This is a genomic window from Streptomyces sp. NRRL S-378, from assembly GCF_000720645.1.
Lineage (GTDB): Bacteria > Actinomycetota > Actinomycetes > Streptomycetales > Streptomycetaceae > Streptomyces.
The window spans coordinates 17,791-41,547 of the sequence record NZ_JOBX01000058.1; the positions used below are offsets into that span (position 1 = coordinate 17,791).

The window sequence follows — 23,757 nt, forward strand, 5'->3', positions numbered from 1 at the left end:
GCGCCCGAGCAGCACCACCGCGGGGAAGCCGTGGTGGCCGGAAGCGGAGGTACAGCGCGTCGTGTCCGAGCAGACGACCATCCACATCGCGGGAACATGGCGTTCCGCGGTCTCAGGAGCCACCCGAGAGGTCCTCGACCCGGCGGACGGCACGGTCCTCGCCGTCGTCGCCGAAGGCGGCACCGCGGACACCGACGCTGCCGTCAGCGCCGCCCGCTCCGCCTTCGACGGCGGGGAATGGCCCCGGACGCCCGTCCTGGAACGGGCGGCCGTCCTGCGCCGCACCGCCGTCCTGCTCCACCGCGACCGCGAACGCCTCGCCCTGCTGGAGAGCCGCGACGCGGGCAAGACCCTGGAAGAGGGCCGGGTGGACGTGGACTGCGTCGCCGACGCCTTCCTCTATTTCGCCGACCTCGTCTCCGGCGAGAGCGCGGGCCGCGTCATCGACGCGGGCACCGCGGACGTCCACAGCGTCGTCGTCCACGAACCCGTCGGGGTCTGCGCGCTCATCACCCCCTGGAACTACCCACTCCTCCAGGCCTCCTGGAAGATCGCCCCCGCCCTCGCCGCGGGCAACACCTTCGTGCTCAAGCCCAGCGAGATCACCCCGCTGTCCACCGCTGCCCTCATCGGCCTGCTGGTCGAGGCCGGACTGCCGGCCGGCGTCGCGAACCTGGTCACCGGCCCCGGGGACCCCGTCGGCGCGCACCTCGCCGCCCACCCCGGCGTCGACCTCGTCTCCTTCACCGGCGGTCTCACCAGCGGCACGAAGGTGATGCGCGCTGCCGCCGAGTCCGTCAAGAAGGTCGCCCTCGAACTCGGCGGCAAGAACCCCAACGTCGTCTTCGCCGACGCCTGCGCCACCGAGGAAGGCTTCGACACCGCCGTCGACCAGGCCCTCAACGCCGCCTTCATGCACAGCGGCCAGGTCTGCTCCGCGGGCTCGCGGCTCATCGTCGAGGAGAGCCTCGCCGAGCGCTTCGTCGCCGAACTCGCCAGCCGTGCCGACCGGATCCGCCTCGGCCGCGGCACCGACCCCGGCGTCGAGTGCGGTCCGCTGGTATCCGCCGCCCAGCGCGAACGCACCGAGGAGTACGTGGCCTCCGCCCTCGCGGAGGGAGCCGTGCTCCGCTCCGGCGGCGTACGCCCCGACGGTCCCGGCTTCTTCTACCGCCCGACCGTGCTCGACCGCTGCCACCGCGGGATGCGCGTCGTACGGGAAGAGGTCTTCGGGCCCGTCCTGACCGTCGAGACCTTCCGCACCGAGGCCGAGGCCATCGACCTCGCCAACGACACCGAGTACGGCCTCGCCGGCGCCGTCTGGACATCCGACCCCGGCCGCGGCCGCCGCGTCGCGGGCCGGCTGCGCCACGGCACCGTCTGGATCAACGACTTCCACCCCTACCTGCCGCAAGCGGAGTGGGGCGGCTTCGGCAAGTCCGGCACCGGACGCGAACTGGGCCCCTCGGGCCTGGCCGAGTACCGCGAGACCAAGCACGTGTACCAGAACCTCGCCCCGCGCCCCGTGCGCTGGTTCGCGGGCTGAAGGAGGAGCACACAGCATGACCACCCCCACACCCTCCCCCACCCCCACGGAGCACGAGTACGACTACGTCGTCGTCGGCGGCGGCACCGCCGGCTCGGTGATCGCCTCCCGCCTGACCGAGGACCCCGGCGTCACCGTCGCCGTCATCGAGGGCGGCCCCAGCGACGTCGACCGTCCCGACGTGCTCACCCTGCGCCGCTGGATGGGCCTGCTCGGCGGCGAACTCGACTACGACTACCCCACCACCGAGCAGCCCCGCGGCAATTCGCACATCCGCCACAGCCGCGCCCGGGTCCTCGGCGGCTGCTCCTCGCACAACACCCTGATCTCCTTCAAGCCGCTCCCGTCCGACTGGGACGAATGGGAGGAGGCGGGAGCCGAGGGCTGGCACGCGGCCGCCATGGACCCGTACTTCGACAAGCTCCTCAACAACATCGTCCCGGTGGCCGAGAAGGACCGCAACGCCATCGCGCGCGACTTCGTCGACTCCGCGCAGAGCGCCCTGGGCGTCCCGCGGATCGAGGGCTTCAACCGGAAGCCCTTCCACGAGGGCGTCGGCTTCTTCGACCTCGCCTACCACCCCGAGGACAACAAGCGCTCCTCCGCGTCGGTGGCCTACCTCCACCCCGTCATGGACGAACGCCCCAACCTCCGCATCCTCCTGGAGACCTGGGCCCACCGCATCGAACTCGACGGCAGCCGGGCGCGCGGGGTCCGCGTGCGCGCTGCCGACGGCACGGAGTCCCTGGTCACCGCACGCCGCGAGGTACTGGTGTGCGCCGGCGCCGTGGACACCCCGCGACTGCTGCTGCACTCCGGCATCGGCCCGCGCGCCGACCTGGAGGCCCTCGGCATCCCGCCGGTCCACGACCTGCCCGGGGTGGGGGAGAACCTCCTCGACCACCCCGAGTCGGTGATCGTCTGGGAGACCGACGGCCCGATCCCGGAGAACTCCGCCATGGACAGCGACGCGGGGCTCTTCGTCCGCCGAGACCCCGAATCCGCCGGACCCGACCTGATGTTCCACTTCTACCAGGTCCCCTTCACCGACAACCCCGAGCGCATCGGCTACGAACGCCCCGCGCACGGAGTGTCGATGACCCCCAACATCCCCAAGCCGCGCAGCCGCGGCCGCCTCTACCTCACCAGCGCGGACCCCGAGGTCAAACCCGCCCTGGACTTCCGCTACTTCACGGACGAGGACGACTACGACGGCCGCACCCTGGTGGACGGCATCAAGCTGGCCCGCAGGATCGCCGCGACCGAGCCGCTCGCCGGCTGGCTGGGCCGCGAGGTGTGCCCCGGCCCGGAGATCACCGGTGACGAGGAGCTGAGTGCCTACGCCCGTGCCGTCGCGCACACCGTCTACCACCCGGCCGGCACCTGCCGGATGGGCGCCGCCGACGACCCCGGAGCCGTCGTCGGCCCGGACCTGAAGATCCGCGGACTCGAGGGCATCCGCATCGCCGACGCCTCCGTCTTCCCGACGATGCCCGCCGTCAACCCGATGATCGGAGTGCTCATGGTCGGAGAGAAAGCGGCCGACCTGCTGGCCCGGGACGGTGATGCCCGATGAACACCACCCCCGGCTCCACCCCCGGCACCACTCCTGCCCCTTCCGTCAGCGCACCCGCCGGTGCGTCCGGCGGCGACCCGGCCGGGTCCCCCGTCTTCTCCGTGGACGGCCTGTGGAAGGTCTTCGGCCCCGACAAGGCCGCCGCCAAGGTCCCCGGCTCCGCCGACGCGGACCTCCCGGCCGCCGACCTGCGCGAGCGCACCGGCTGCACCGCGGCCGTCCGGGACGTCACCTTCGACGTCCGCAAGGGCGAGGTCTTCGTCGTCATGGGCCTGTCCGGATCCGGCAAGTCCACCCTCGTACGCTGTCTCACCCGCCTCATCGAACCGACCTGCGGAAGCCTGACCATCGACGGCGAGGACGTCCTGGCCATGGACGCCACCCGGCTGCGCGCCCTGCGCCGCCACCGCGCCGCCATGGTCTTCCAGCACTTCGGCCTGCTCCCGCACCGCACCGTCCTCGACAACGTGGCGTACGGACTGGAGATCCAGGGCGTCGGCCGCGCGGACCGCCGGACCAAGGCCGCCGAGCTCGTCGCCAAGGTCGGCCTGGACGGACTGGAGGACCGGCGCCCCGGCCAGCTCTCCGGGGGGCAGCAGCAGCGCGTCGGCCTGGCCCGCGCCCTCGCCGCCGACCCCGAAGTGCTGCTGTTCGACGAGCCGTTCAGCGCCCTCGACCCCCTCATCCGACGGGAGATGCAGGAGGAGGTCGCCCGGCTCCACCACGAGGAGGGCCGCACCATGGTCTTCATCACCCACGACCTCGCCGAGGCGCTGCGCCTGGGGGACCGGATCGCCCTGATGCGCGACGGCCGCATCGTCCAGCTCGGCACGCCCGAGGAGATCGTCGGCTCCCCGGCCGACGACTACGTACGGGACTTCGTCCGTGACGTCCCGCGCGAGCAGGTGCTCACCGTCCGCACCGCGATGCGCCCCGCCGCCGCGGGCGAGGCAGAACGGGGACCGGCACTGGGCCCCGCCACCACCGTCGTCGAAGCCATCCAGGCCGTCGCCCGCAGCGGCGGACCGGCCCGCGTCGTCGACCACGGCCGCTGCCTGGGCGTCGTGGACGACGCCGGGCTGCTCGCCGTCGTGGCCGGACTCCCGGCCGCGCCCGGAAGGGGGATGGCGGCATGACCCGCCCCGCCCGAATGGGGAGTGGCGGCATGACCCGCCCCGCCCGGACGGGGGGTGGTGGCACGACCCGCCCCGACCGTCCCCCGACCCCTGTCACCGACGCCCGGAGGTGGTGCGCATGACCGCGTCCCCGACCCACACACAGGCCGGCGCCCGGGCCGTGGTTCCCGCGCAGACCCGGAAGTCCGCCGGACGACCCGCCGGCCCGGCTCGCTCCCGCACCGCGCCCGCCGCCGCGGCCCGGCCCCGCAGAGCCCGGCGCGACCCGGTCGCGGGCCGCGCCTTCCTGGTGCCGATGGGTATCGCCGCCGCCCTGCTGATCCCGCTCGCCGTGGTCTTCCCGGGCGCCGGCAGCTGGCCCGCGGCCCTGGCCGTGGACCTCTCCGGCCCGCTCGGCCGCGCCGGCGACTGGATCATCGACCACCGCGACAGCCACCCGCTGTTCCTCTACCTCTTCGGCCACGTCAGCAACGCCGTCGTGGTGTCCGTCCGCGCCGTGTACGTGCTCCTCCTCGCCGCCGGATGGACCGGGGTCACCGCCCTGGCCGCCCTGGTCGCCTGGCGCCTCGCCGGCACCCGGCTCGCCCTGACCTGCGCCGCCGCCTTCGCCGCCTGCGGGCTGCTCGGCATGTGGGTGCCGACCATGCAGACCCTCGCGCTGATGGTCGTCGCCGTCGGCGCCTCCGTCGTGCTCGGCGCCCTGCTGGGCCTCGCCGCGGGACTCTCCCCGCGCGCCCACCGCCTGCTGCGCCCCGTACTGGACACCATGCAGATCCTGCCGGCCTTCGCCTATCTGCTGCCGATGGTGCTGGTCTTCGGCATCGGCGTCCCCGCCGCCGTCCTCGCCACCGTGGTCTACGCCGCCCCGCCGATGGCCCGCCTGACCGCCCTCGGCCTACGCGGGGCCGACGCTGGCGTCATGGAGGCCGCCGCCTCGCTCGGCGCCACCGGCCGCCAGCGGCTGCTGACCGCCCGCCTCCCGCTGGCGCGCCCGCAGCTCCTCCTCGGCGTCAACCAGGCCATCATGACCGGCCTCTCCATGGCCGTCATCGCCTCCGTGATCGGCGCGGGCGGCCTCGGTGACCGCGTGTACCAGGCCCTCGCCTCCGTGGACGTCGGCGCCGCCCTCGCCGCAGGCATCCCGATCGTGCTGCTCGCCGTGGTCCTGGACCGCACCGCCGACGCCGCGGGCCGCCGGCTCGGCGCCGAACCCGTACCCGTCAGCGAACAGCACCTGCTGCGGCGGGTGTTCTCGGGGTGGTACGGCCGCCTCCTCACCTTCCTCGCGGCGGTGGCCGTCGCCGTCGTCGGCCGGATGGCCGGCACCTCCGTATGGCCGGAGTCCTGGACCGTCTCCCTGGCCGAGCCGGTGAACTCCGCCGTCGCCTGGATGACCGACCACCTCTACTCCGGCGTCCCCGTCGTCGGCGGCACCGCCGACTGGGCAGCCCGGTTCACCGGGTGGGTCCTCGACCCGCTGCGCGCCGGGCTCCAGGCCGCCCCCTGGTGGCTGCTCCTGCTCCTGGCCGGCGCGCTCGCCCTGCTCGCCGGCACCTGGCGTACCGCGCTCACCGCCGTCCTCGCCCTCGCCGCCGTCGGGGTGCTCGGCGTGTGGGAAGCCTCCCTGGACACGCTCTCCCAGGTCCTGGCCGCCGTGGCCGTCACCCTCGTCCTCGGCTTCGCGATCGCCGTGGGAGCCGCCCGCAGCGCCCGGGCCGAGCGGCTGCTGCGGCCCGTGCTCGACGTCTGCCAGACCCTGCCGCAGTTCGTCTACCTCATCCCCGTGGTCGCGCTCTTCGGTGTCGGCCGCGCCCCGGCCGCCGCGGCCGCGATCGTGTACGCACTGCCGGCCGTCGTCCGGATCACCGTCCAGGGCCTGCGCGAGGTGGACCCGGCCGTCGTGGAATCCGCCCGCTCGCTCGGCGCGACCCGCTCCCAGCTGCTGCGCCAGGTCCAGCTGCCGCTCGCCCGGCCCGCGCTGCTGCTGGCCGTCAACCAGGCCGTGGTGCTGGTGCTCGCCGTCGTCATCATCGGCGGCCTCGTCGGCGGTGGCGCGCTCGGCTACGACGTCGTCCTCGGCCTCGCGCAGGGCGACCTCGCCACCGGCCTGGTGGCCGGCGCCGCGATCGTCTGCCTCGGCCTGCTCCTCGACCGTGTCACCCAGCCCGCGAAGGAGGCCTGACATGCGCGACACCAGCCACCGGCGCCCCCTGCGCCGCAGCCGCGGCGCGGCCGTCATCGCCGCCGCGACCGGACTCGCCGTCCTCACCGGCTGCGGGGCCGCCGACATGACCCGCCAGACCTCCCCGTACGCGGCGGCACGGGGCGCGAAGACCGTCACCCTCTCCGTCCAGTCGTGGGTCGGCGCCCAGGCGAACACCGCCGTCGCCTCCTACCTCCTCGAACACGAGCTGGGTTACCGGGTCGACACCGTCCAGGTCGACGAGGTGCCCGCCTGGGACGCCCTCAGCCAGGGGCGCGTCGACGCGATCCTGGAGGACTGGGGCCACCCCGAACAGGAGAAGCGGTACGTCGAGGGCAAGAAGACCATCACCCGCGGCGGGGACCTGGGGGTCACGGGCCACATCGGCTGGTTCGTCCCCACGTACTTCGCCGAGGCCCATCCCGACGTCACCGACTGGAAGAACCTCGACAAGTACGCCGACCAGCTGCGCACACCGGAGAGCCGCGGCAAGGGCCAGCTGCTGGACGGCTCGCCGTCCTACGTCACCAACGACAAGGCGCTGGTGAAGAACCTGGACCTGGACTTCGAAGTGGTCTTCGCGGGGTCCGAGGCCGCCCAGATCACCCAGATCAAGCAGTTCGCCAAGGAGCGCAAGCCCTTCCTGACGTACTGGTACGAGCCCCAGTGGCTCTTCGAGCGCGTCCCGATGACCGAGGTGAAGCTGCCCGAGTACACGGAAGGCTGCGCCGACGACCCGGAGAAGGTGGCCTGCGCGTACCCGCACACGCCGCTGCAGAAGTACCTCAACACGCGCTTCGCGGAGTCGGGCGGCGAGGCGGCCGCCTTCCTGAAGAAGTTCCACTGGACGAAGGCCCAGCAGAACGAGGTCTCGCTGATGATCGCGGAGGAGAAGCTGTCGCCGCAACAGGCGGCGAAGAAGTGGGTGGAGCGCAACGAGAACGTCTGGAAGCCCTGGCTGGCCTGACCACCCCTGTGCCCTCCCTCCCACGGGGAGGGAGGGCACACCCACCCCGCCCGCCCGCCGCCCGTGGCCGGCTGGCCCCTTGAACGCTGAGGGGGAGCCATGGCGGAAGCCGAAGCCGAAGTCGGCGGATGGATCTGGGAGCGCAACCTGCGGCCTTTCCTGGAGGTGCTGTCGCACTACGTGGGATATGACGTCGATGCCACGGACTGGGCGACGGTGGCAGGGGCGGTCGAGGAAACCGACGACGAGCGGTCCGACGGCTGGTACGCGTACCCCCTGGCCGGCGCAGCGCAGCGGGCGGAGGTCCGGCTCGCCCGCTCCGTCGAGGGCGACGAGGTCTCCGTGACCGTCCGCGGAGACCTGTCGCCCGAGCTGCGCATCCGGGCCGACACCCTCCTTTCCGCCTACGCCATGCCCTGAGCCCCCACGGCTCAGCGGGCCTTCGGGCTGGGTGCTGCGCTGCGCCAACTCGGCAACGTCTCGTGGAACGGGGCCGGGGGACACCCGTGGAGGGGGTGGGGGCGACGTACGGTCGAGCGACCGGCCGGGCCTCGCCGTCGGCGGCGGACGCCTCCGGCGGGGGCCGGCCCTCCTCGATGCCGTGACCGGAACAGGAGCAGCCGTTGCTTCTCTACGCCCAGACCCCCGCGCGGCGCAACCGCCAGATCCTCGCGGACCTGATCGCGGTGCTCCTGATCGCCGCGGCGGTGAGGTTCGCCCTGGCCGTCCACGACGCGATCATGCTGCTGGCCGAGCCGGGCCGGAGGGTGGAGAGCTCCGGGGACAGCCTGGCGGCCGCCCTCGACGACGCCGGAGAGACGGCCTCGCGGGTGCCGCTCGCCGGCGACCTCCTGCAGACGCCGTTCCGGTCCGCGGCCGACGCCGGCAGCGACCTCGCCGACGCCGGTCAGGCGCTGCAGGACACCGTCGGGCAGGTGGCGTTCCTGGCCGCGCTCGGCCTGATCGTCGTCCCCGTGGCCTTCGTGCTGCTGCTGTGGCTTCCCCTCCGGCTGCGCTGGATCCGTCGCAGCGCCACCATCCGGCATCTCCTCGACGCTCCCGGTGGCGCGGACCTGCTCGCCCTGCGCGCCCTCACCGGGCCGCCGGGCGACCTCGCCGCGATCCCCGCCCCGCCCGGCGGCCTCGCCGACGCCTGGCGCCGCGGCGACCCGCAGGCCATCTCCGCCCTGTCCGAGATCACACTCAGGCGGGCGGGCCTGCGTCCCTGACGGCCGCGGTGGCCGGACGGCCCCGGCCGCGGCCGCCGGGGCCGTCCGCCGGGCGGGAAGCAGCGCCGTCGGCCGTCTGGAAGGATCACCGGCTACGGTGCCTTTGATCGCGTTCTCCCGGCCGCCGGGGCTGCGCCGCCGCGGGGAGCACGGTCCGGCCGTCGCGCGTTGCACGGTCGAAGGGTGCGACGCGTCGCACCCACCGCACCACCGAGTGACGAGGAGGATCTGATGAGCGTGGCCGACGGGGGGCGGCAGTGGCCGGACGAGGTCAGCGTCGAGAACGCGAGGGCGACGCTGCTGCAGCTCCTGGCGCGGGCGGGGGTCCCGTCCGATGACGCACGGCAACTGATCGGGCTCCTGGAGGCGGGCGCGCTGGCTCTCGCGCACGAGGAGCTGAGCAGCGGCCGGAGCCCCGCGGGGGAGAAGGACGAGCCCTACGCGTCGGGCCGGCTCGACGGGGCCCGGGACGTCCTGGAAGAGCTGGGGGCCGTCGCCGAGCGAACCCTGGTACGGGCCGTCGGAGCGGCAGGGGAGCAGGGTCCGGCGGGGGAGCGGCCTCGGGCCAGACGCATGGAGGTGGAGCGGGCACGGGTGGCGGTCACCCCCTTGTACCTGTCGTTCACGGAGGTCTCGGAGCTGGATCCGGAAGTGACGGACGAGGTCCTCGCCGCCGTCCTCGGCACGATGAGCCCCCGGCAGCGGGCGGGATACGCCGGCCGGCTGACGGAGTTCGCCGCGGACCACCAGGCCCGGCTGGAGCGGATGTTCGCCGGCTACGGACCGGGAAGCCCGATCGCGATGCACGGCCGCTATTCGCTCCTCCACTCCGCCACGAGCATCGCCGTGCTGGAGCGGCTCGCCGCCGCACCGCGGGAGCTGCGCGAGGAGTGGGACGCCGTGGAGCTGCCGCCCGCATGGCTGGACGGGCTGACGACCGCCTGGAACGCCCCCGCCTGACCGCCGTCGCGTCGCAGCGGACGCGGTCGTCACCAGCCGCCCGGGCCGTCCTGCCGGGCGGCTTCTCGTTTCACCGGGTCATCGGGAATACCGCGGCCGCACCCCTCGTTCCCGGGTATAGTTGAATCATAAACAACCTTGGGAAGGGGAGCCATGCAGTTCGGGATCTTCACAGTCGGCGACGTCACGGCCGATCCGACGACCGGACGCGTGCCCAGCGAGCACGAACGCATCAAGGCGATGCTCGCCATCGCGCAGAAGGCCGAGGAGGTCGGCCTCGACGTCTTCGCCACCGGCGAGCACCACAACCCGCCGTTCGTCCCCTCCTCGCCGACCACGATGCTCGGCTACATCGCGGCACGCACCGAGAACCTGATCCTGTCCACGTCGACGACGCTGATCACCACGAACGACCCGGTGAAGATCGCCGAGGACTTCGCGATGCTCCAGCACGTCGCGGACGGCCGCGTCGACGTGATGATGGGCCGCGGCAACACCGGACCGGTCTACCCCTGGTTCGGCAAGGACATCCGCGACGGCATCGACCTCGCCATCGAGAACTACGCGCTGCTGCGCCGCCTCTGGGACGAGGACGTCGTCACCTGGAAGGGCAAGTTCCGCACACCGCTGCAGTCCTTCACCTCCACCCCCCGCCCCCTCGACGGCGTCGCCCCCTTCGTATGGCACGGCTCCATCCGCTCGCCCGAGATCGCCGAACAGGCGGCGTACTACGGCGACGGCTTCTTCCACAACAACATCTTCTGGCCGGCCTCCCACACCGAGCAGATGGTGAACCTCTACCGGCAGCGCTACGCCCACTACGGACACGGCACCCCCGAGCAGGCCGTCGTCGGCCTCGGCGGCCAGGTGTTCATGCGCAAGAACTCGCAGGACGCGGTGCGCGAGTTCCGTCCGTACTTCGACAACGCGCCGGTGTACGGCCACGGCCCGTCCCTGGAGGAATTCACCTCCCAGACACCGCTGACCGTCGGCTCCCCGCAGGAGGTCATCGAGCGGACCCTCTCCTTCCGGGACTACGTCGGCGACTACCAGCGCCAGCTGTTCCTGATGGACCACGCGGGCCTGCCCCTGAAGACCGTCCTGGAGCAGCTCGACCTGCTGGGCGAGGAGGTCGTGCCGGTACTGCGCAAGGAGTTCGCGAACATGCGCCGGGCCGGCGTGCCCGACGCGCCGACGCACTCGGCCCGGGTCGCGGCCGCCGCCCGGGAGACCACGAAGGACGCGAAGGAGGAGACGCAGGCATGAAGATCGTCGTCGTATCGGCCGGGCTGAGCTCACCCTCCTCCACCCGACTGCTCGCCGACCGGCTCGCCGCCGCGACCCTGCAGCACGCGGACGCCGAGACCGAAGTGATCGAACTGCGGGAGCTGGCGACGGAGATCGCCCAGCACTTCGTCACCGGGTTCCCGCCCGCCAGGCTGGCCGCGGCGCTCGACGCGGTGGCCGCCGCGGACGGCCTGATCGCCGTGACGCCGGTGTTCGCGGCCTCCTACAGCGGTCTGTTCAAGTCCTTCTTCGACCTCATCGACAAGGACGCCCTCACCGGCACACCGGTGCTCCTCGGCGCGACCGGCGGCACGGCCCGGCACTCCCTGGTCACCGAACACGCCCTGCGCCCGCTCTTCACCCACCTGCGCGCGCTCGTCCTGCCGACCGCCGTGTACGCGGCCTCGGAGGACTGGGGCGAGGAGGGACTCGCGCAGCGGATCGCGCGTGCGGGCGCCGAACTGGCACGGTTCACCGCCCCCGCGGCGGTCCCCGGCGCAGCCCCCGACGTCGACACCGCCGCCGCGATCGCGCCCCGTTCCGCGACCGGCGCGATCACGTCGGTGGATCCGGCGGACGGCTTCGTGACCGTGCCGTTCGAACAGCGGCTGGCCGCGCTGCGGGTCCCGTAACCGCTGCACCTCCTCCACGCCCGCCGCCGACCGCCCGTCGCCCGTCGCCCGTCGCCCGCCGCCCGTCGCCCGTCGCCCGCCGCCCGCCGCCCCCGGGCGGCGGGCGCCCCGGAATCCGATGGGGCCGAGGCCGCACCATCAGGCACACTGCCCAGCGATGAGCTCGACCGCAGACGGACTGCTCGCCGCCCTCGCACCCCTGCCGCACGCCGCCCGGCTCCGGTACACCGCCGTCACCGCCCACGCGCCCCGCGCGGGCCCCAGAGCCGAGCCGGGGGGCCACCCACGGGTCCACGCACGCACGTACGCCCTCCGCCGGACGCGGTGCGCCGGCGTGGCGGGCGGGCGGACGGCGCGGCACCATGGCAGACGTCCCATACCTCCCGTACCTTCCGTACCTCCTGTACGTCCCGAAGGTCCACTACGTTCGTCGTCCGCTCCCGCGGAGGAGGCGCCGTGCACGTCCCGCCCGAAGCCTTCGAAGAGCTGCTCGCCGAAGCGCGCACCGCCCTGCCCGGCATCGTGGCACTGCGCCGCAGAATCCACCGCCGCCCCGAGACCGGCACGCACCTGCCCCACACCCAGCAGGCCGTGCTGGAGGCGCTGGACGGGCTCGGGCTGGACCTGGCCACCGGATCCAACCTGAGTTCCGTCACCGCGCGACTCGAAGGCGCCCGGCCCGGCCCGACGGTCCTGCTGCGCGCCGACATGGACGCCCTGCCCATGGACGAGGAGACCGGTCTCGACTTCGCCTCCACCGTGCCGGGTGCCATGCACGCCTGCGGACACGACACGCACACCGCCATGCTCGTCGGAGCGGCCCGACTGCTCGCGGCCCGCCGCGCCCTGCTCGCGGGCCGCGTCGTCCTCATGTTCCAGCCCGCGGAGGAATCCGGCGGCGGCGCCCGCCACATGATGGACGAGGGGGTACTGGAGACCCCCGACGGCGGCGTCGCGGCCGCCTTCGCCCTGCACGTCACCACCCGGTTCGAGAGCGGCACCCTCCACCTGCGGCCCGGCCCCACCTTCGCCGCATCCGACGGGCTGCACGTGACCGTCCGCGGCCGCGGCGGACACGCCTCGACACCGCACCGGGCCCTCGACCCCGTCCCCGTCGCCTGCGAGATCGTCCAGGCCCTGCAGGCCATGGTCACGCGCACCGTCGACGTGTTCGATCCAGCAGTGGTCACCGTGGCCTCGATCCACGCCGGCACGACGAGCAACGTCATTCCCGAGACCGCCGAGATCCGCGGCACCTTCCGTACCCTCACCCCCGCCACCCGGCAGCTGGTGCGCGAGGGCGTCACCCGCGTCGCCCACCACGTCGCCGCCGCCCACGGGGCAAAGGCCGAGGTCACCCTCGTCGAGGGCTACCCGCCCGTCGTCAACGACCCCGCCCGTACGGCGGACCTCCACGACGCGGCCGCCGCGCTCCTCGGCCCCGGCCGGGTCCACCACCTGGCCGAGCCGTTCATGGGCGCCGAGGACTTCTCGTACGTCCTGCAACGGGTGCCGGGCGCGATGGCGTTCCTCGGGGCGTGTCCGCCCGGCGTCCCCCCGGCGCAGGCCCCCGACTGCCACTCCAACCGCGTCGTCTTCGAGGAGGACGCCATGGCCGTCGGCGCCGCCGTCCACGCGGCCGTGGCCCTGCGGGCCGGACTCCTCCCCGGCGCCGGCCCCGGCACGGACCCACGCACCTGACGGCACCACCGTGCCACCGGCCCACCGCGCCGGGCCGCGGCAGGTGGGGGCGGGCCCGCCCTGCCGAAGCCGGGCCCGCGGTGTTCGCGCCGTTCGAGACCGACACACGGCCGACACCGACTGCTTCGGCTCCCGCGCCCCCGCGGGCAACCGCGTCGAGCTGTGGCGGCCCGCCCGACCGCTCCGCTCAGTCCTGCCAGTAGAACAGCAGGGTGCTGACGTCGAGCGGCTCGCGCGCGCCGAAGTAGTAGACGCCGAGGCCGGTGACCCGCACCGCCCCCGTGGGCCCGTCGATCCAGCGGAAACCCGCCGCCTCCAGGGCCGCGCGGGCGGCCGGGTCGTCGAAGTGGCCCCCGGCGAACGGCCCCAGCGTGCTGATGAAGACCTCGCTCCCGCCGTCCTCCCCGTACCCGATCACGTGGTACGTCCCGTCGCCCTGGCGGTGGGCCTCGCCGCAGGAGAGCGGGGCACGGGGCGCCAGCCCGGCCGCGGCCAGCGCCGCCGTCGCCAGGGCGAGTTGCCGCTCCTCGTCCGGCGGCTGCGGGGGCTCCGTGCACAGGACCTCGATCCGCCAGCGGGGGTCGCTCTGCTTCTCGCACTCGTCCGCGTACTCGTGGACGATCACCCGGCGCAGCTCCTCGTCCAGGCCCGCCACCTCCACCCTCGGGCGCCCCAGCGACTCGTACACGGCCCGGGTCCGTGCCGCGTCACCGGTCAGCCGGTGCAGGGCGTAGGCGGCCCACAGCGCGGCGTCGGCCGTCGGGGCCGCGTCCAGGTAGGCGCGGATCCGGTCCGGGCCGGTCAGCAGCGACTGCGCGCAGTGGGCCACCCCCGGGTCGGGATCGGCCAGCGCGTCGATGACGTCCTCGCCGCGGCGGTCGCGCAGGCGCACGACCGCGGCCCGGTCCTCCGGCCGGCCGCCCGCGAGTTCGGCCAGCACCGCCTCCGCCCCGTACCGGTCCACGAGCGTGTCCAGTCCGGCCTCACCGGTCGCCCGCCGGGTCCGCCAGTGGCTGAACGCGAGGGTCGCCAGCTCGGCCGCCGCCGTCAGGTCCCCGAGACCCGCGCGCGCCCGGAGGACCTCCTCCTTCATGCCGTACGCCTCCTCGTTCCGCCGGTCCTCGTGCCGCAGCCAGGGCAGCAGCTCGACACGGTCCGCGAGGAGACCGAGCAGGGCCTTGCGCACGGATCCGGTGTCACCGGTGTCCCGTACGCAGGCGAGCAGTTCACCCACCCGGGCCTGCGGCACCCGGCCCGTCAGCGCGTCCACGCAGGCCAGCCGGCGCCACCAGGGCTGCGCCGGGTCGACGGCGCACCGCGCGACCCGGTCGGCGTCGTACGCCCGCAGCCCGGCGGTGTCGATCCGGCCGGCCCCGGGAGTCAAGGTCGTGATGTTCGGCATCCCGGGATGCTACTGCGCACCGTGACGGGTCCCGAAGGGGATTTCGGCGCCGCACCCGCCGTGCGCAGGCCACTTCCCCCCCGCCCCCACCCGTCGGCGACCCGGTCGCGACCGGCTCCACGCGGCGCACCGCGAACGGAGCAACGACCGACCGGTAGCGCCCCGCGGCCCGGGGCCCCGCAGACCCGTCACGGGGCATCGGGCCCGTGCGCCATCGGCCCGCGCCGTACTGCGGCGGCCCCGGCGCCGGGATATCAAGGAGGGTGACGGCGAGCGTGGCCCCGGCGGCCACCACCCCACGGCGGAGGAGTACGTCTCGTGGAGTTCGAGGTCAATGGCGCCCGGCGGACGGTCGACGTGGACGGCGACCCCGCCGCCGTGGACGTGGTCCGCGACCGGCTGGGCCTGACCGGCACCAAGCTGGTCTGCGCCGGCGGCGTGTGCGGGGCCTGCACCATCCAGGTCGACGGAGAACCCCGGGTGTCCTGCCTGACCCCGGCGGCCCGGCTCGCCGGGCGGCGAGTGACGACCGTGGAGGGCCTGTCCGGCCACCCCGTGGCACGGGCCTTCGCCGCCGAGGACGCCCTCCAGTGCGGGTACTGCACCCCGGGCTTCGTCGTCGAGGCGGCCGCCTTCTACGAGCGCCGGCGCGCCCTGCACGGCACCGCCCGGCCGGAGCGCGAGCAGATCGCGGAGGCCCTGTCCGGTCACCTGTGCCGCTGCGGCGCCTACGAGGGGATCTTCAGGGCGGTGGCCGCGGCCTGCGCCGGCGACCACGACGCGGCGCCGACCGGCACCGGGGCGGCGGCAGTTCCCCGCGTCGAAGCCCCGGAGAAGACCGACGGATCCGCCCGCTACACCACGGACCTGCACCCCGAGGGGCTGCTGGAAGGCGTGATCATCCGCTCCCCGCACGCGCACGCCCACGTACGCTCACTGGAGGCCGGGGACCTGCCGCTGGTGCCCCTGCTGCCGCCCGACGGCGTGGTGCGCTACGTCGGGCAGCCGGTCGCCGCCGTCGCCGGGCCGGACCGGGCCGCCGCACGAGCGGCCGCGGCGCGCGTCACCGTGGACTACGAGGTGCTGCCCGCGGCCCTGGACGCACGCCTGGCCCGCACCGGCGAAGGCCCGCCGGTCTACGAGGACAAGGCGTCCCGCAAGCGGGCCCCCGGATCCGGCGAGACCCCCCAACTGGTCCCCGCCCGCTGGCGCGGCAACCTGCGGGGCCCGTCCGCCATGAGCAAACGCCCCGCCGTGGCCGTACGCCGCATCCAGGAGGCCCGTACCAAGCACCCCGAGAGGGTCGTCGACGGCGTGTTCACGACCGCCGCGCAGACCCACACCCCGCTCGAACCGCACGCCTGCCTCGCCCACTGGGCCGACGGCACCCTCCACCTCCAGGTGTCCACGCAGTCCGTGAAACACGTCGCCGAACTCGCCGCCGAACGCTTCGGCCTGCCCGCCGGACGGGTGGTGGCACGGGCCGTCCACGTGGGCGGCGGCTTCGGCTGCAAGATGGGACTGACCTCCGACGTCGTCGCCGCGGTCGAGCTGGCCCGGCTGCACGGCGCGCCGGTCCGGGTCGTGCTGGACCGGGACGAGGAACTCACCGACGGCGGATACCGGCCCGGCAGCCGGATCCGGCTGGCGATGGCCGTCGACGGGGCCGGTGACCTGAGCGCGCTGGCCATGGACGCGGACAGCGACGGCGGGGTCTCGGTGGGCGGCACCGTGGCGGCCCTCGCCCGGTTCATGTACGGCAAGGCCCCCCGCCGGCTCCGCGACTTCGACACGGTCACCCACCAGCCCCCCGGCGCCCCGTTCCGCGGCCCTGGCGGCCCCACCATGTGCTGGGCCCTGGAACAGGCCGTCGACGAGATGGCCCACCGGCTCGGCCAGGACCCGATCGCCCTGCGCCGCCGCTGGGACGGCAACCCCAAGCGGCACGCCCTCTACGACCAGGCCGCCGCACTGCCGCTCTGGTCGGGCCGCCGCGGCGGCACCGGACGCTTCCGCCGCGGCGTCGGCGTCGCAGCAGCCAACTGGCTCTACCTCCTCGACCCCGTCACCGAGGTCGAACTCGCCGTCGAGGACGGGATCGTCGTAGCCCGCTGCGCCGTACAGGACATGGGCACCGGCTCGCGGACCGTGCTGCGCGGCGCCGTCGCCGACGCCCTCGGCCTGCACGAGGCACGGGTGCGCGCCGAGATCGGCCACAGCGACACCGTCCACGGCCCCACCTCCGGCGGCAGCCGTACCACCCCCTCCCTCGTACCCGCCGCCGCGGACGCCGCCGCCCGGCTGCGCGAAGCACTCGGCGGATCCGACGTCGCCGCCCGGCTCGCCGCCGCCCACGGCGTACGGGTGACCGGGCGACGCCCCCGCGACCACCGGGGCTTCGCCCTCCCCTTCACCCTGGGCGGCGTGGCGATCGGCCGCGGCTTCACCGGCTCGGTGCAGGTCGCCGAGGTCGAGGTGGACACGCGGCTCGGCCGGATCCGCCCGCTGCGCGTCTGGAGCGGCATCGCCGCGGGCCGCATCCACGAGGACCGGCTGGCCCGCAGCCAGTGCGAGGGCGCCGTCATCCAGGGCATCGGCTACGCCCTGTACGAGGAGCGGCGCGCCGACCCGGTCACCGGCCGGGTCCTGACCGACAACCTGGAGGACTACCGCATCCCCGGGATCGGCGACACCCCGGAGATCACCGTCCACTTCCACCAGGACGGCTTCGACCACGTCCCCGGCGGCGGCGTCGGCCTCGGCGAGATCGCCACCCTGCCCACCGCGGCGTGCCTGGCCAACGCGGTCCACGACGCGACCGGCTGGCGCCCGTACGACATGCCCATCCGCCCCGACCGGCTCCTGGAAGGACTGGGTACGTGAGCACCGAACAGCCCGACCTCACCGACCTCTCGGCCGCCGTACGGGCCCGCGGTGGGGAACTGCGCGCCGGCGGCACCGACACCGGCGCCCGGCAGCGCAGCGGCGTCTCCACCGGGCCGTTCACCGACCTCGACGGCGTGGCGGACCTGCGCGGCACCGAGCCGCTGCTCGACGGCGGGCTGCGCATCGGAGCCCTGACGACCCTCGCCGAGCTGGCCGCCGACCCCCGGGTGCGCGCCGGCTGGCCGGCCCTCGCCCTGTCGGCCGGGACCGCCGCCACCCCGCAGATCCGCGCCGCCGGCACCCTGGGCGGCAACCTGCTGCAGCGCAACCGCTGTTGGTACTTCCGCAACCCGCACGTCAGCTGCCTTCAGAAGGGCGGCGCAGACTGCCCCGCGCGCGAGGGCGACCACCACTTCGGCGTGGTCAGCGGAAGCGGTCCCTGCATCACCCCGCATCCGTCCACCCTGGCGACGGCCCTGCTCACCTACGACGCCAAGGCCGAGATCCACGACGAAGCGCCGCGCAGCGTAGCCGACTTGTACGGTGACGGCGACCGGCTCCACCACGCCGACCACCTGCTGCCGCCGCACCGCGTCCTCACCGCCGTCCGGCTGCCCGCGCCGCTGCCCGGCGAACGCGCCGCCTACCACCGGGCCACCAGCCGGGCCCACGCCGAGTGGCCCCTGGTCGAGGCCACCGCCCGGCTCGCCCTCGACGGCGCCACCGTCACGCACGCCGCCGTCGCGGCCGGCGGGGTGGCACGCGTTCCGCTGCGACTGCCCGAGGTGGAAACCGTCCTGATCGGCCGTGACGCCACTCCCGGGACCCTCGCCGCGGCGGCCGCGACCGTACTGACCCGCTGTCGGCCCCAGCCGCAGACCGGCTACAAGGCCACGCTGTTCCGCGACACGGTCCTGGAGGCGCTGGAACAGGCACTGGGCGGGGCAGCGCGCTGATTTTTTGGCATCACAGGCCAACTATTCGCCCGGCCCCCGCCAGGAGGACTACAAAGGTCGAGACCGAACCGAAACCGAATCCGGAACCGGGGAAGGGGGCCACCCCTCCCGTCGGTGACCGGAACGATGTATAAGGCGGTGGATGCGCGTGCGTGAGTACAGCAAGGTCGAACCGAATCCGTTCAGATTACTCACGAGGAGTCCGGCTCCCGGCTCCTCCACCTGATGCAGGCGGCCATGCTGAAACCCGTGTCGTTTTCGTCGGCGTACGCATCGGTGGACGAGTATCGGCTCCTGACGTCGACCATCCGGTCGAGAGCGGCAGATGCTCACGGTATTTTCAGCATGGCCGGCCCGGGGGTCCGGGGTAAATCCCAACTCCCGCTCCGTATTCAACTCAGTGGTGTGTTCGTCGAGCTCTACATCGAGCTCCGCCTGCACGACGCAGGCCCCCGCATCATCGGATTCCGCAACACCTTCGAGAACGGACAGGCCCCGCCGGAGGCGTACGTCCGCCACGTGCGGGACTCACCCGCACCGCCCGGCATCAGCCGTACGCAGGTACTGCCGTTCGGCGGCCGCCGCAGGGACCTGGAGGTGGCCGCGGGCGTGCGGCTCCCGGGGCTCCTCCTGGGACGCCGCCCCCTGGGCGACGCGGTCATGCGGCTGCACCGCAACCGGGATCCGAAATCCACCGCGCACGGAATGCTCGTGCTCTCGGTGATGCTCTGCGAGGCAGCCCGATTCCCCGCCCTGGCCGATGCGATGTCACGCATCTGGATGACCGGGGGAAGGCTGCCGGACGCAGTGGGCGCCGAAAAATTTCCAAACAGGCACCCATCCATGGGCGTTGGGGCGCCGAAGTAGGAACGAGACCCTTCCCGGGGGGCTCGTTTCCACCCCGTACGATCTGCGATTCCCGTCCTGGGGATCCACGGAACAGGAGCGAATGTGATAGTCAAGCGCGCCGGTCGCCACGTGGTTCTCGCCGCCGTACCCGCCGCCGTGTTCCTGACCCTCGGTCTTTCCGGACCAGCGCTCGCGGAAGGCGGAAAGGCGTACCAGATCGATCTGGCGCAGCTGAACAATTCGGGCTCCCGCGGCACGGTCATGCTCAGTCTCAAGGGCAATCAGCTGACGGTGCAGATCGAGTCCGAGGGCATGGTGCCCGGTTCGCCGTCGGCCCAGCACCTGCACGGCTCGACGAAGGGGCACGACTTCAAGTGCCCGGACGCGACCGACGACACCGACCGCGACGGAGTCCTCAGCAACACCGAGGCCACGCACGACTACGGCGACATCAACATCTCGCTCACCACGACAGGTGACACCAAGCCGGCCAGCGGCCTGGCCGTGGACCGCATGCCCGTCGCCGACAAGAAGGGCAAGGTCTCCTACAAGCGGACCATCACCGTCGGCCAGGACGTCGTCGACCACATCAAGGACCTGCACGTCGTACAGCACGGCATCGACCGCAACAAGAACGGCAAGTACGACTTCGAGGGAGCCGGCAAGAGCGAGCTCGACCCGAAGCTGCCCCAGGAGGCCACGGCCCCGACCAACTGCGGAGAGGTCAAGGGCGCGGCCGTCGGATCCATCCCCGTCGGAGCCATCGAGACCGGCGGAGGCACCTCGGAGAGCACCTCCGTGCCGGTGACGGTCCGCGACGGCGTGGCGATCACCGTGCTCGCCGCGGCGGCCGGCGCGGTGGCCCTCTCGCGCAAGCGGGCGTCCGTGGTCCCCGTCCCGGTCCGCCGGGACAACACCGGGGGCGGCGCGTGAAGCCGACCCGAGAAGCAGGCACGCCGCCGGTGCCCGGCACGACCGCCACGGCCACCGGGTGGAGCCGCCGCCGCACCGTACGCCCCCTGGCCGTCGCCGTACTCGCCGCGCTGCTCCTCGCGGGCTGCGGAGGACAGGACGCGGCGAAGCCCGCCGCCCCGGACGGGCAGGCCGGGCAGGGCCAGGCCGCACAGGGCGCGGCGCCCGATGCCGCGGGCGGCGCCCCCAGCGGAAAGCCCGCCGACGCGTCGAAGAACGGCACGGGCGCGGGCTCGGCCACGGGAGGCGGCACGGGGGCGGGCCGGGCCCAGCCCGCCCTCGCCCGCTCGGAGCCGCAGAAGATCACGATCCCGTCACTGGGCGTGACCAGCACCCTGGAAACGCTGAAGCAGAACGGCGACGGCACCATGCAGACCCCGAAGGACCCCGCGCTCGCGGGCTGGTACGAGCCGGGGCCGACGCCCGGCTCGGAGGGACCGGCCGTGATCGCAGGGCACGTCACGTGGAACGGAGCGGCAGCAGTGTTCGAGAAGCTGAAGACGATGAAGGGCGGTGACACCATCAAGGTGACGCGCAAGGACGGCAAGACGGTCACGTTCACGGTGGACAAGGTCAGCGAGTACCCGAAGGCCGAGTTCCCCACGCTGGAGGTCTACAAGAACCTCGACCACGCGGGCCTGCGTCTGGTCACCTGCGGCGGAGACTTCGATCCCAAGAAGCACTACTACGACAGCAACGTGGTCGTGTTCGCCCGTATGACGGGCGCCGCGTAGCCGGCACGGCAGGGCCGGAAAGACGTCCGTCGGCCGCAGCCCCCCACTGCGGCCGACGGGCCCCGCCCGACGGCCGTGTCGCCACGGACGTTTCATCCGGCGGATCGTGAGCAGGCGAGCCTTCGTCATCACCATCCCTCGGAAGGAGCCAGCAATGTCCGACGTCTCGCGACTCCCGGGCCTGGCGGAGCACCACTGGGCGTGGCAGGCGGAAGCGGCCTGCCGGGGCCTGGGCTCGCGCCGGTTCTTCCACCCGGCGGGAGAGCGCGGTGAGGACCGCGCCGCCCGCGACGAGGCGGCCAAGGAGATATGCGCCCGGTGCCCGGTGCGGGAGGCGTGCCTGCAGCACGCGCTGCGTACCGGCGAGGCGTACGGGGTGTGGGGCGGGCTCACCGAGGAGGAACGCCGCCAGCACGTCGCCCGCCGGAGCGTGGGCGCGGCCGCCTGACGGCCGGCGCCGCCCGGCGCCGCCCGGGCACTGCCAGGCACCGCCCGGCAGCGCCCGTGGATCAGGGAAGACCGGCGCTCAGGGGCAGGGTCGACCCGGCACGTACGGAATTGATGACCGCCTCGTGCAGGGCGCGGCTCGCCTCCTCACTGGGGCACGGGACGGGGCTTCCCGCAAGGGGAAGCCAGTCGGAGGCCCCGCTGTACTGCACCGTCACGTGCGCCAGACCCTCGACCTCGGTCCACGTGGTGTGGATGTCGAGCTCACCGGTGAGGACGGGTCCCGCTTCGCCGGTCATGACACCGTCCCGGCCGGCGAAGATCCCGCGAGTGGTCCATGATGCCCAGCTCATCCGGCCTCCTTGCCGCACTGCACGCAGTGCACTGCACTCGTCGTCCTGCCAGTGTGAACGCGTGGGCCCTCGCGCGCCCTGCGGAGGCGACGGCGTCCCGCTGCGACACAGGATCGGGCGCGGAACAGAGGCGGAGCAGAGCGCGGAACAGAGCGCCGAACGGGGCGCGGCACACCGGGCGCGGAATACCCGTGTGCCATGGTGCCCGAGGCACACGGAGGGTCGCCCTGCGTCCCGGTGCGGGGCGCTGCCGCATCGTGACGTCCGGACGGACCGACGGGTATGGACCTCCTCCCTTTCACCGCTGCCCACGCCGCCACGGTCACCGACTGGCAGCGGGACGCCGACGTCCGGGCCCGCGTCCTCGTCGAGGACGGCACGGTCGTGGGCTACGGAGAGCTGTGGCTCGACGACGAGGAGGACGAGGTCGAACTGGCCCGCCTCATCGTGGCACCGGACACCCGGGGGAAGGGCGTGGGGCCACACGTAGCCGACCGGCTGGGCCTGCCGCGCCGGACACCCACGCGCCCGGCGGCAGCCCGGCCCGTGCCCGGCCGGGCTGCCGCCCGTTCGGCGGACTTGCGGGGCGGCGCGGGGTCGTTGCGGCCCCGACGGGATACGAATGTCGTCACCGCACGACGACCGGGCCCGCCGCCTCCAGGGAGACCTCCATGAGCTGCATCAACCGACGCGACCTCGCCCTGCTGACGCTGAGGGCAGGGACCGGAGCGGTTCTCATGGCGCACGGCACGCAGAAGCTCTTCGGATGGTTCGGCGGCGGCGGCCTCGAGAAGACGGCCGCCGCGATGGAGCACATGGGCTATACCCCCGGCCGGCAGAGCGCCCTTGCCGCAGGCCTGGGGGAGACCGGCGGCGGGGCGCTCCTCGTGCTGGGCCTCGCCACGCCGGCGGCCGGCGCCGTGGCCGCGGGAGCCATGGCCGGAGCAGTGGCCGTCCACGCCCCCGCCGGTTTCTTCGCCCAGGGCGGCGGGTTCGAGTACCCGGCCTTCCTCGGCTTCACCGCCGCCACCATCGGCCTCGCCGGGGCGGGCCGCTATTCCCTCGACCACGCCACCGGCCACACCTTCGACCAGCGGTGGATGCTCGCCCTGGCCTTCGCCACGAGTGCCCTCGCGGCGGCAGCCGTGGTCACGAGGCGCGCACGCAACCAGTCGGACGACGGCGCCGAGGAGGAATGAGAAGAGTGCCCCCGGAGGAGCAGAGGACGACCGGTACGCCGTCCGTCGATCTCGCGGAGCAGACCCGGATCGTGTCCCGCCTCGTGGCGGAAGTGCCGGACACCCGGCTGGCCGGCCCGACGCCGTGCCCCGCGTACACGGTGGGAGGTCTGCTGGGCCACCTCAGGGGCCTCGCCGTCGCGTTCCGTGACGCCGCCCGCAAGGACCTGGGCCCGACGACCGACACGGCACCGGACCCGGCTGCAGCGTCCCTGCCCGCCGCCTGGCGCGAGGAACTGCCCCGGGTCCTCGGCGAGCTGGCCGAGGCCTGGCAGGACCCCGGGGCCTGGACCGGCATGACCCGGGCGGGCGGCGTGGACCTCCCGGGCGAGGTCGCCGGTGCGGTGGCCGTGGACGAGCTGGTGATCCACGGCTGGGATCTGGCCCGGGCGACGGGCCAGGAGTACCTGCCGGACGGGGCCGCGTTGCGTGCCTCGCACGCCTTCCTCCTCGCAGCCGCGCACGAAGGGGACCGCGGCGGTGGCATCTTCGGCCCGGTGGTACCTGTCCCGGACGACGCCCCGTTGCTGGACCGGGCGGTGGGTCTGTCGGGACGGGACCCGGGCTGGGCACCTCCGACGGCGCCGTGAGGTGCTCCGCAGGTCTCAGGTGGTGGTGAGGGTGGCGAGTGCGGCGTGGTAGTGGGCGGGGGCGGGGAGGTCGGTGAGGTGGTAGCCGGGGAT

General features: G+C 73.8%; 22 protein-coding genes. 20 read left to right on the forward strand and 2 right to left on the reverse strand.

The genetic code is table 11. The annotated features are described in order from the left end of the window. Nucleotides 1-61 precede the first annotated feature (61 nt). From IH80_RS0130510 to IH80_RS0130565, 11 genes are all read left to right on the forward strand, one after another. Nucleotides 62-1,546 carry an aldehyde dehydrogenase family protein gene (locus IH80_RS0130510; RefSeq protein WP_030964794.1) on the forward strand — a complete coding sequence of 495 codons (1,485 nt, stop codon included), beginning with the start codon at nucleotides 62-64 and terminating at the stop codon, nucleotides 1,544-1,546. 16 nt (nucleotides 1,547-1,562) lie between these two features. Then, on the forward strand, nucleotides 1,563-3,122 hold the full coding sequence (locus IH80_RS0130515; RefSeq protein ID WP_030964795.1) for a GMC family oxidoreductase: 1,560 nt from the start codon (nucleotides 1,563-1,565) through the stop codon (nucleotides 3,120-3,122). Beyond that, complete coding sequence (locus tag IH80_RS0130520; protein WP_030964796.1) at nucleotides 3,119-4,258, forward strand: quaternary amine ABC transporter ATP-binding protein; 1,140 nt, start codon at nucleotides 3,119-3,121, stop codon at nucleotides 4,256-4,258. The genes IH80_RS0130515 and IH80_RS0130520 overlap by 4 nt, the downstream gene beginning before the upstream one ends. A gap of 118 nt (nucleotides 4,259-4,376) precedes the next feature. Further along, nucleotides 4,377-6,440 carry an ABC transporter permease subunit gene (locus IH80_RS0130525; protein ID WP_030964797.1) on the forward strand — a complete coding sequence of 688 codons (2,064 nt, stop codon included), beginning with the start codon at nucleotides 4,377-4,379 and terminating at the stop codon, nucleotides 6,438-6,440. A gap of 1 nt (nucleotide 6,441) precedes the next feature. After that, entirely contained in the window at nucleotides 6,442-7,428 is a 987-nt protein-coding gene (locus IH80_RS0130530; RefSeq protein WP_037881567.1) for an ABC transporter substrate-binding protein, read from the forward strand. A 99-nt stretch (nucleotides 7,429-7,527) separates the two neighbouring features. After that, the gene (locus IH80_RS0130535; protein ID WP_030964799.1) at nucleotides 7,528-7,848 is read left to right on the forward strand and encodes a hypothetical protein; all 321 of its coding nucleotides are present in this window, start codon (nucleotides 7,528-7,530) and stop codon (nucleotides 7,846-7,848) included. 203 nt (nucleotides 7,849-8,051) lie between these two features. After that, on the forward strand, nucleotides 8,052-8,657 hold the full coding sequence (locus IH80_RS0130540) for a hypothetical protein (RefSeq protein ID WP_030964800.1): 606 nt from the start codon (nucleotides 8,052-8,054) through the stop codon (nucleotides 8,655-8,657). Nucleotides 8,658-8,888: 231 nt separating this feature from the next. Further along, entirely contained in the window at nucleotides 8,889-9,617 is a 729-nt protein-coding gene (locus IH80_RS0130545; RefSeq protein WP_030964802.1) for a hypothetical protein, read from the forward strand. Nucleotides 9,618-9,770: 153 nt separating this feature from the next. Continuing rightward, nucleotides 9,771-10,883, forward strand: a complete 1,113-nt coding sequence (locus IH80_RS0130550; protein WP_030964803.1) for an LLM class flavin-dependent oxidoreductase — start codon at nucleotides 9,771-9,773, stop codon at nucleotides 10,881-10,883. Further along, nucleotides 10,880-11,536: a CE1759 family FMN reductase gene (locus IH80_RS0130555; RefSeq protein ID WP_030964804.1), complete on the forward strand. Its 657-nt coding sequence runs from the start codon at nucleotides 10,880-10,882 to the stop codon at nucleotides 11,534-11,536. Before IH80_RS0130550 ends, IH80_RS0130555 begins: the two co-directional genes overlap by 4 nt. Nucleotides 11,537-11,992: 456 nt before the next feature. Beyond that, complete coding sequence (locus IH80_RS0130565) at nucleotides 11,993-13,237, forward strand: M20 metallopeptidase family protein (RefSeq protein ID WP_037881570.1); 1,245 nt, start codon at nucleotides 11,993-11,995, stop codon at nucleotides 13,235-13,237. 187 nt (nucleotides 13,238-13,424) lie between these two features. Here IH80_RS0130565 and IH80_RS0130570 read toward each other — a convergent pair whose 3' ends face one another. Next, nucleotides 13,425-14,639 carry a hypothetical protein gene (locus tag IH80_RS0130570; RefSeq protein ID WP_030964806.1) on the reverse strand — a complete coding sequence of 405 codons (1,215 nt, stop codon included), beginning with the start codon at nucleotides 14,637-14,639 and terminating at the stop codon, nucleotides 13,425-13,427. A 318-nt stretch (nucleotides 14,640-14,957) separates the two neighbouring features. Between IH80_RS0130570 and IH80_RS0130575 the strand changes: the two genes are divergently transcribed. The 6 genes from IH80_RS0130575 (at nucleotide 14,958) to IH80_RS0130600 (ending at nucleotide 21,484) form a co-directional block, all read left to right on the forward strand. Next, complete coding sequence (locus tag IH80_RS0130575; RefSeq protein WP_030964808.1) at nucleotides 14,958-17,522, forward strand: molybdopterin-dependent oxidoreductase; 2,565 nt, start codon at nucleotides 14,958-14,960, stop codon at nucleotides 17,520-17,522. Continuing rightward, a complete protein-coding gene (locus IH80_RS46975; protein ID WP_030964809.1) occupies nucleotides 17,519-18,481 on the forward strand; it encodes an FAD binding domain-containing protein in 963 nt (320 codons plus the stop codon). The genes IH80_RS0130575 and IH80_RS46975 overlap by 4 nt, the downstream gene beginning before the upstream one ends. A 237-nt stretch (nucleotides 18,482-18,718) precedes the next feature. Beyond that, nucleotides 18,719-19,348, forward strand: coding sequence for a ribosome-inactivating family protein (locus IH80_RS0130585; protein WP_234432434.1), 630 nt, complete (start codon nucleotides 18,719-18,721; stop codon nucleotides 19,346-19,348). A gap of 84 nt (nucleotides 19,349-19,432) precedes the next feature. After that, nucleotides 19,433-20,263, forward strand: a complete 831-nt coding sequence (locus tag IH80_RS0130590) for a hypothetical protein (RefSeq protein WP_051810141.1) — start codon at nucleotides 19,433-19,435, stop codon at nucleotides 20,261-20,263. Nucleotides 20,264-20,292: 29 nt separating this feature from the next. Beyond that, nucleotides 20,293-21,036 (forward strand): class F sortase, encoded by a 744-nt coding sequence (locus IH80_RS0130595; RefSeq protein ID WP_030964813.1) that lies wholly within the window; start codon nucleotides 20,293-20,295, stop codon nucleotides 21,034-21,036. A 154-nt stretch (nucleotides 21,037-21,190) separates the two neighbouring features. Further along, nucleotides 21,191-21,484 (forward strand): WhiB family transcriptional regulator, encoded by a 294-nt coding sequence (locus IH80_RS0130600; RefSeq protein ID WP_030964814.1) that lies wholly within the window; start codon nucleotides 21,191-21,193, stop codon nucleotides 21,482-21,484. Between the two features lie 61 nt (nucleotides 21,485-21,545). Here the strand turns inward: IH80_RS0130600 and IH80_RS0130605 are convergent, their stop codons facing one another. Continuing rightward, complete coding sequence (locus IH80_RS0130605; RefSeq protein ID WP_030964819.1) at nucleotides 21,546-21,836, reverse strand: hypothetical protein; 291 nt, start codon at nucleotides 21,834-21,836, stop codon at nucleotides 21,546-21,548. Between the two features lie 282 nt (nucleotides 21,837-22,118). On the opposite strand from IH80_RS0130605, the gene IH80_RS41100 reads away from it, so the two are divergent. From IH80_RS41100 to IH80_RS0130620, 3 genes are read left to right on the forward strand one after another with little or no spacing between them, the layout of a single operon-like run. Further along, on the forward strand, nucleotides 22,119-22,511 hold the full coding sequence (locus IH80_RS41100) for a GNAT family N-acetyltransferase (RefSeq protein ID WP_051810144.1): 393 nt from the start codon (nucleotides 22,119-22,121) through the stop codon (nucleotides 22,509-22,511). Next, nucleotides 22,508-23,035, forward strand: a complete 528-nt coding sequence (locus IH80_RS0130615; protein ID WP_030964815.1) for a DoxX family protein — start codon at nucleotides 22,508-22,510, stop codon at nucleotides 23,033-23,035. The genes IH80_RS41100 and IH80_RS0130615 overlap by 4 nt, the downstream gene beginning before the upstream one ends. Beyond that, entirely contained in the window at nucleotides 23,032-23,664 is a 633-nt protein-coding gene (locus IH80_RS0130620; protein ID WP_030964817.1) for a TIGR03086 family metal-binding protein, read from the forward strand. The genes IH80_RS0130615 and IH80_RS0130620 overlap by 4 nt, the downstream gene beginning before the upstream one ends. Nucleotides 23,665-23,757 lie beyond the last annotated feature (93 nt).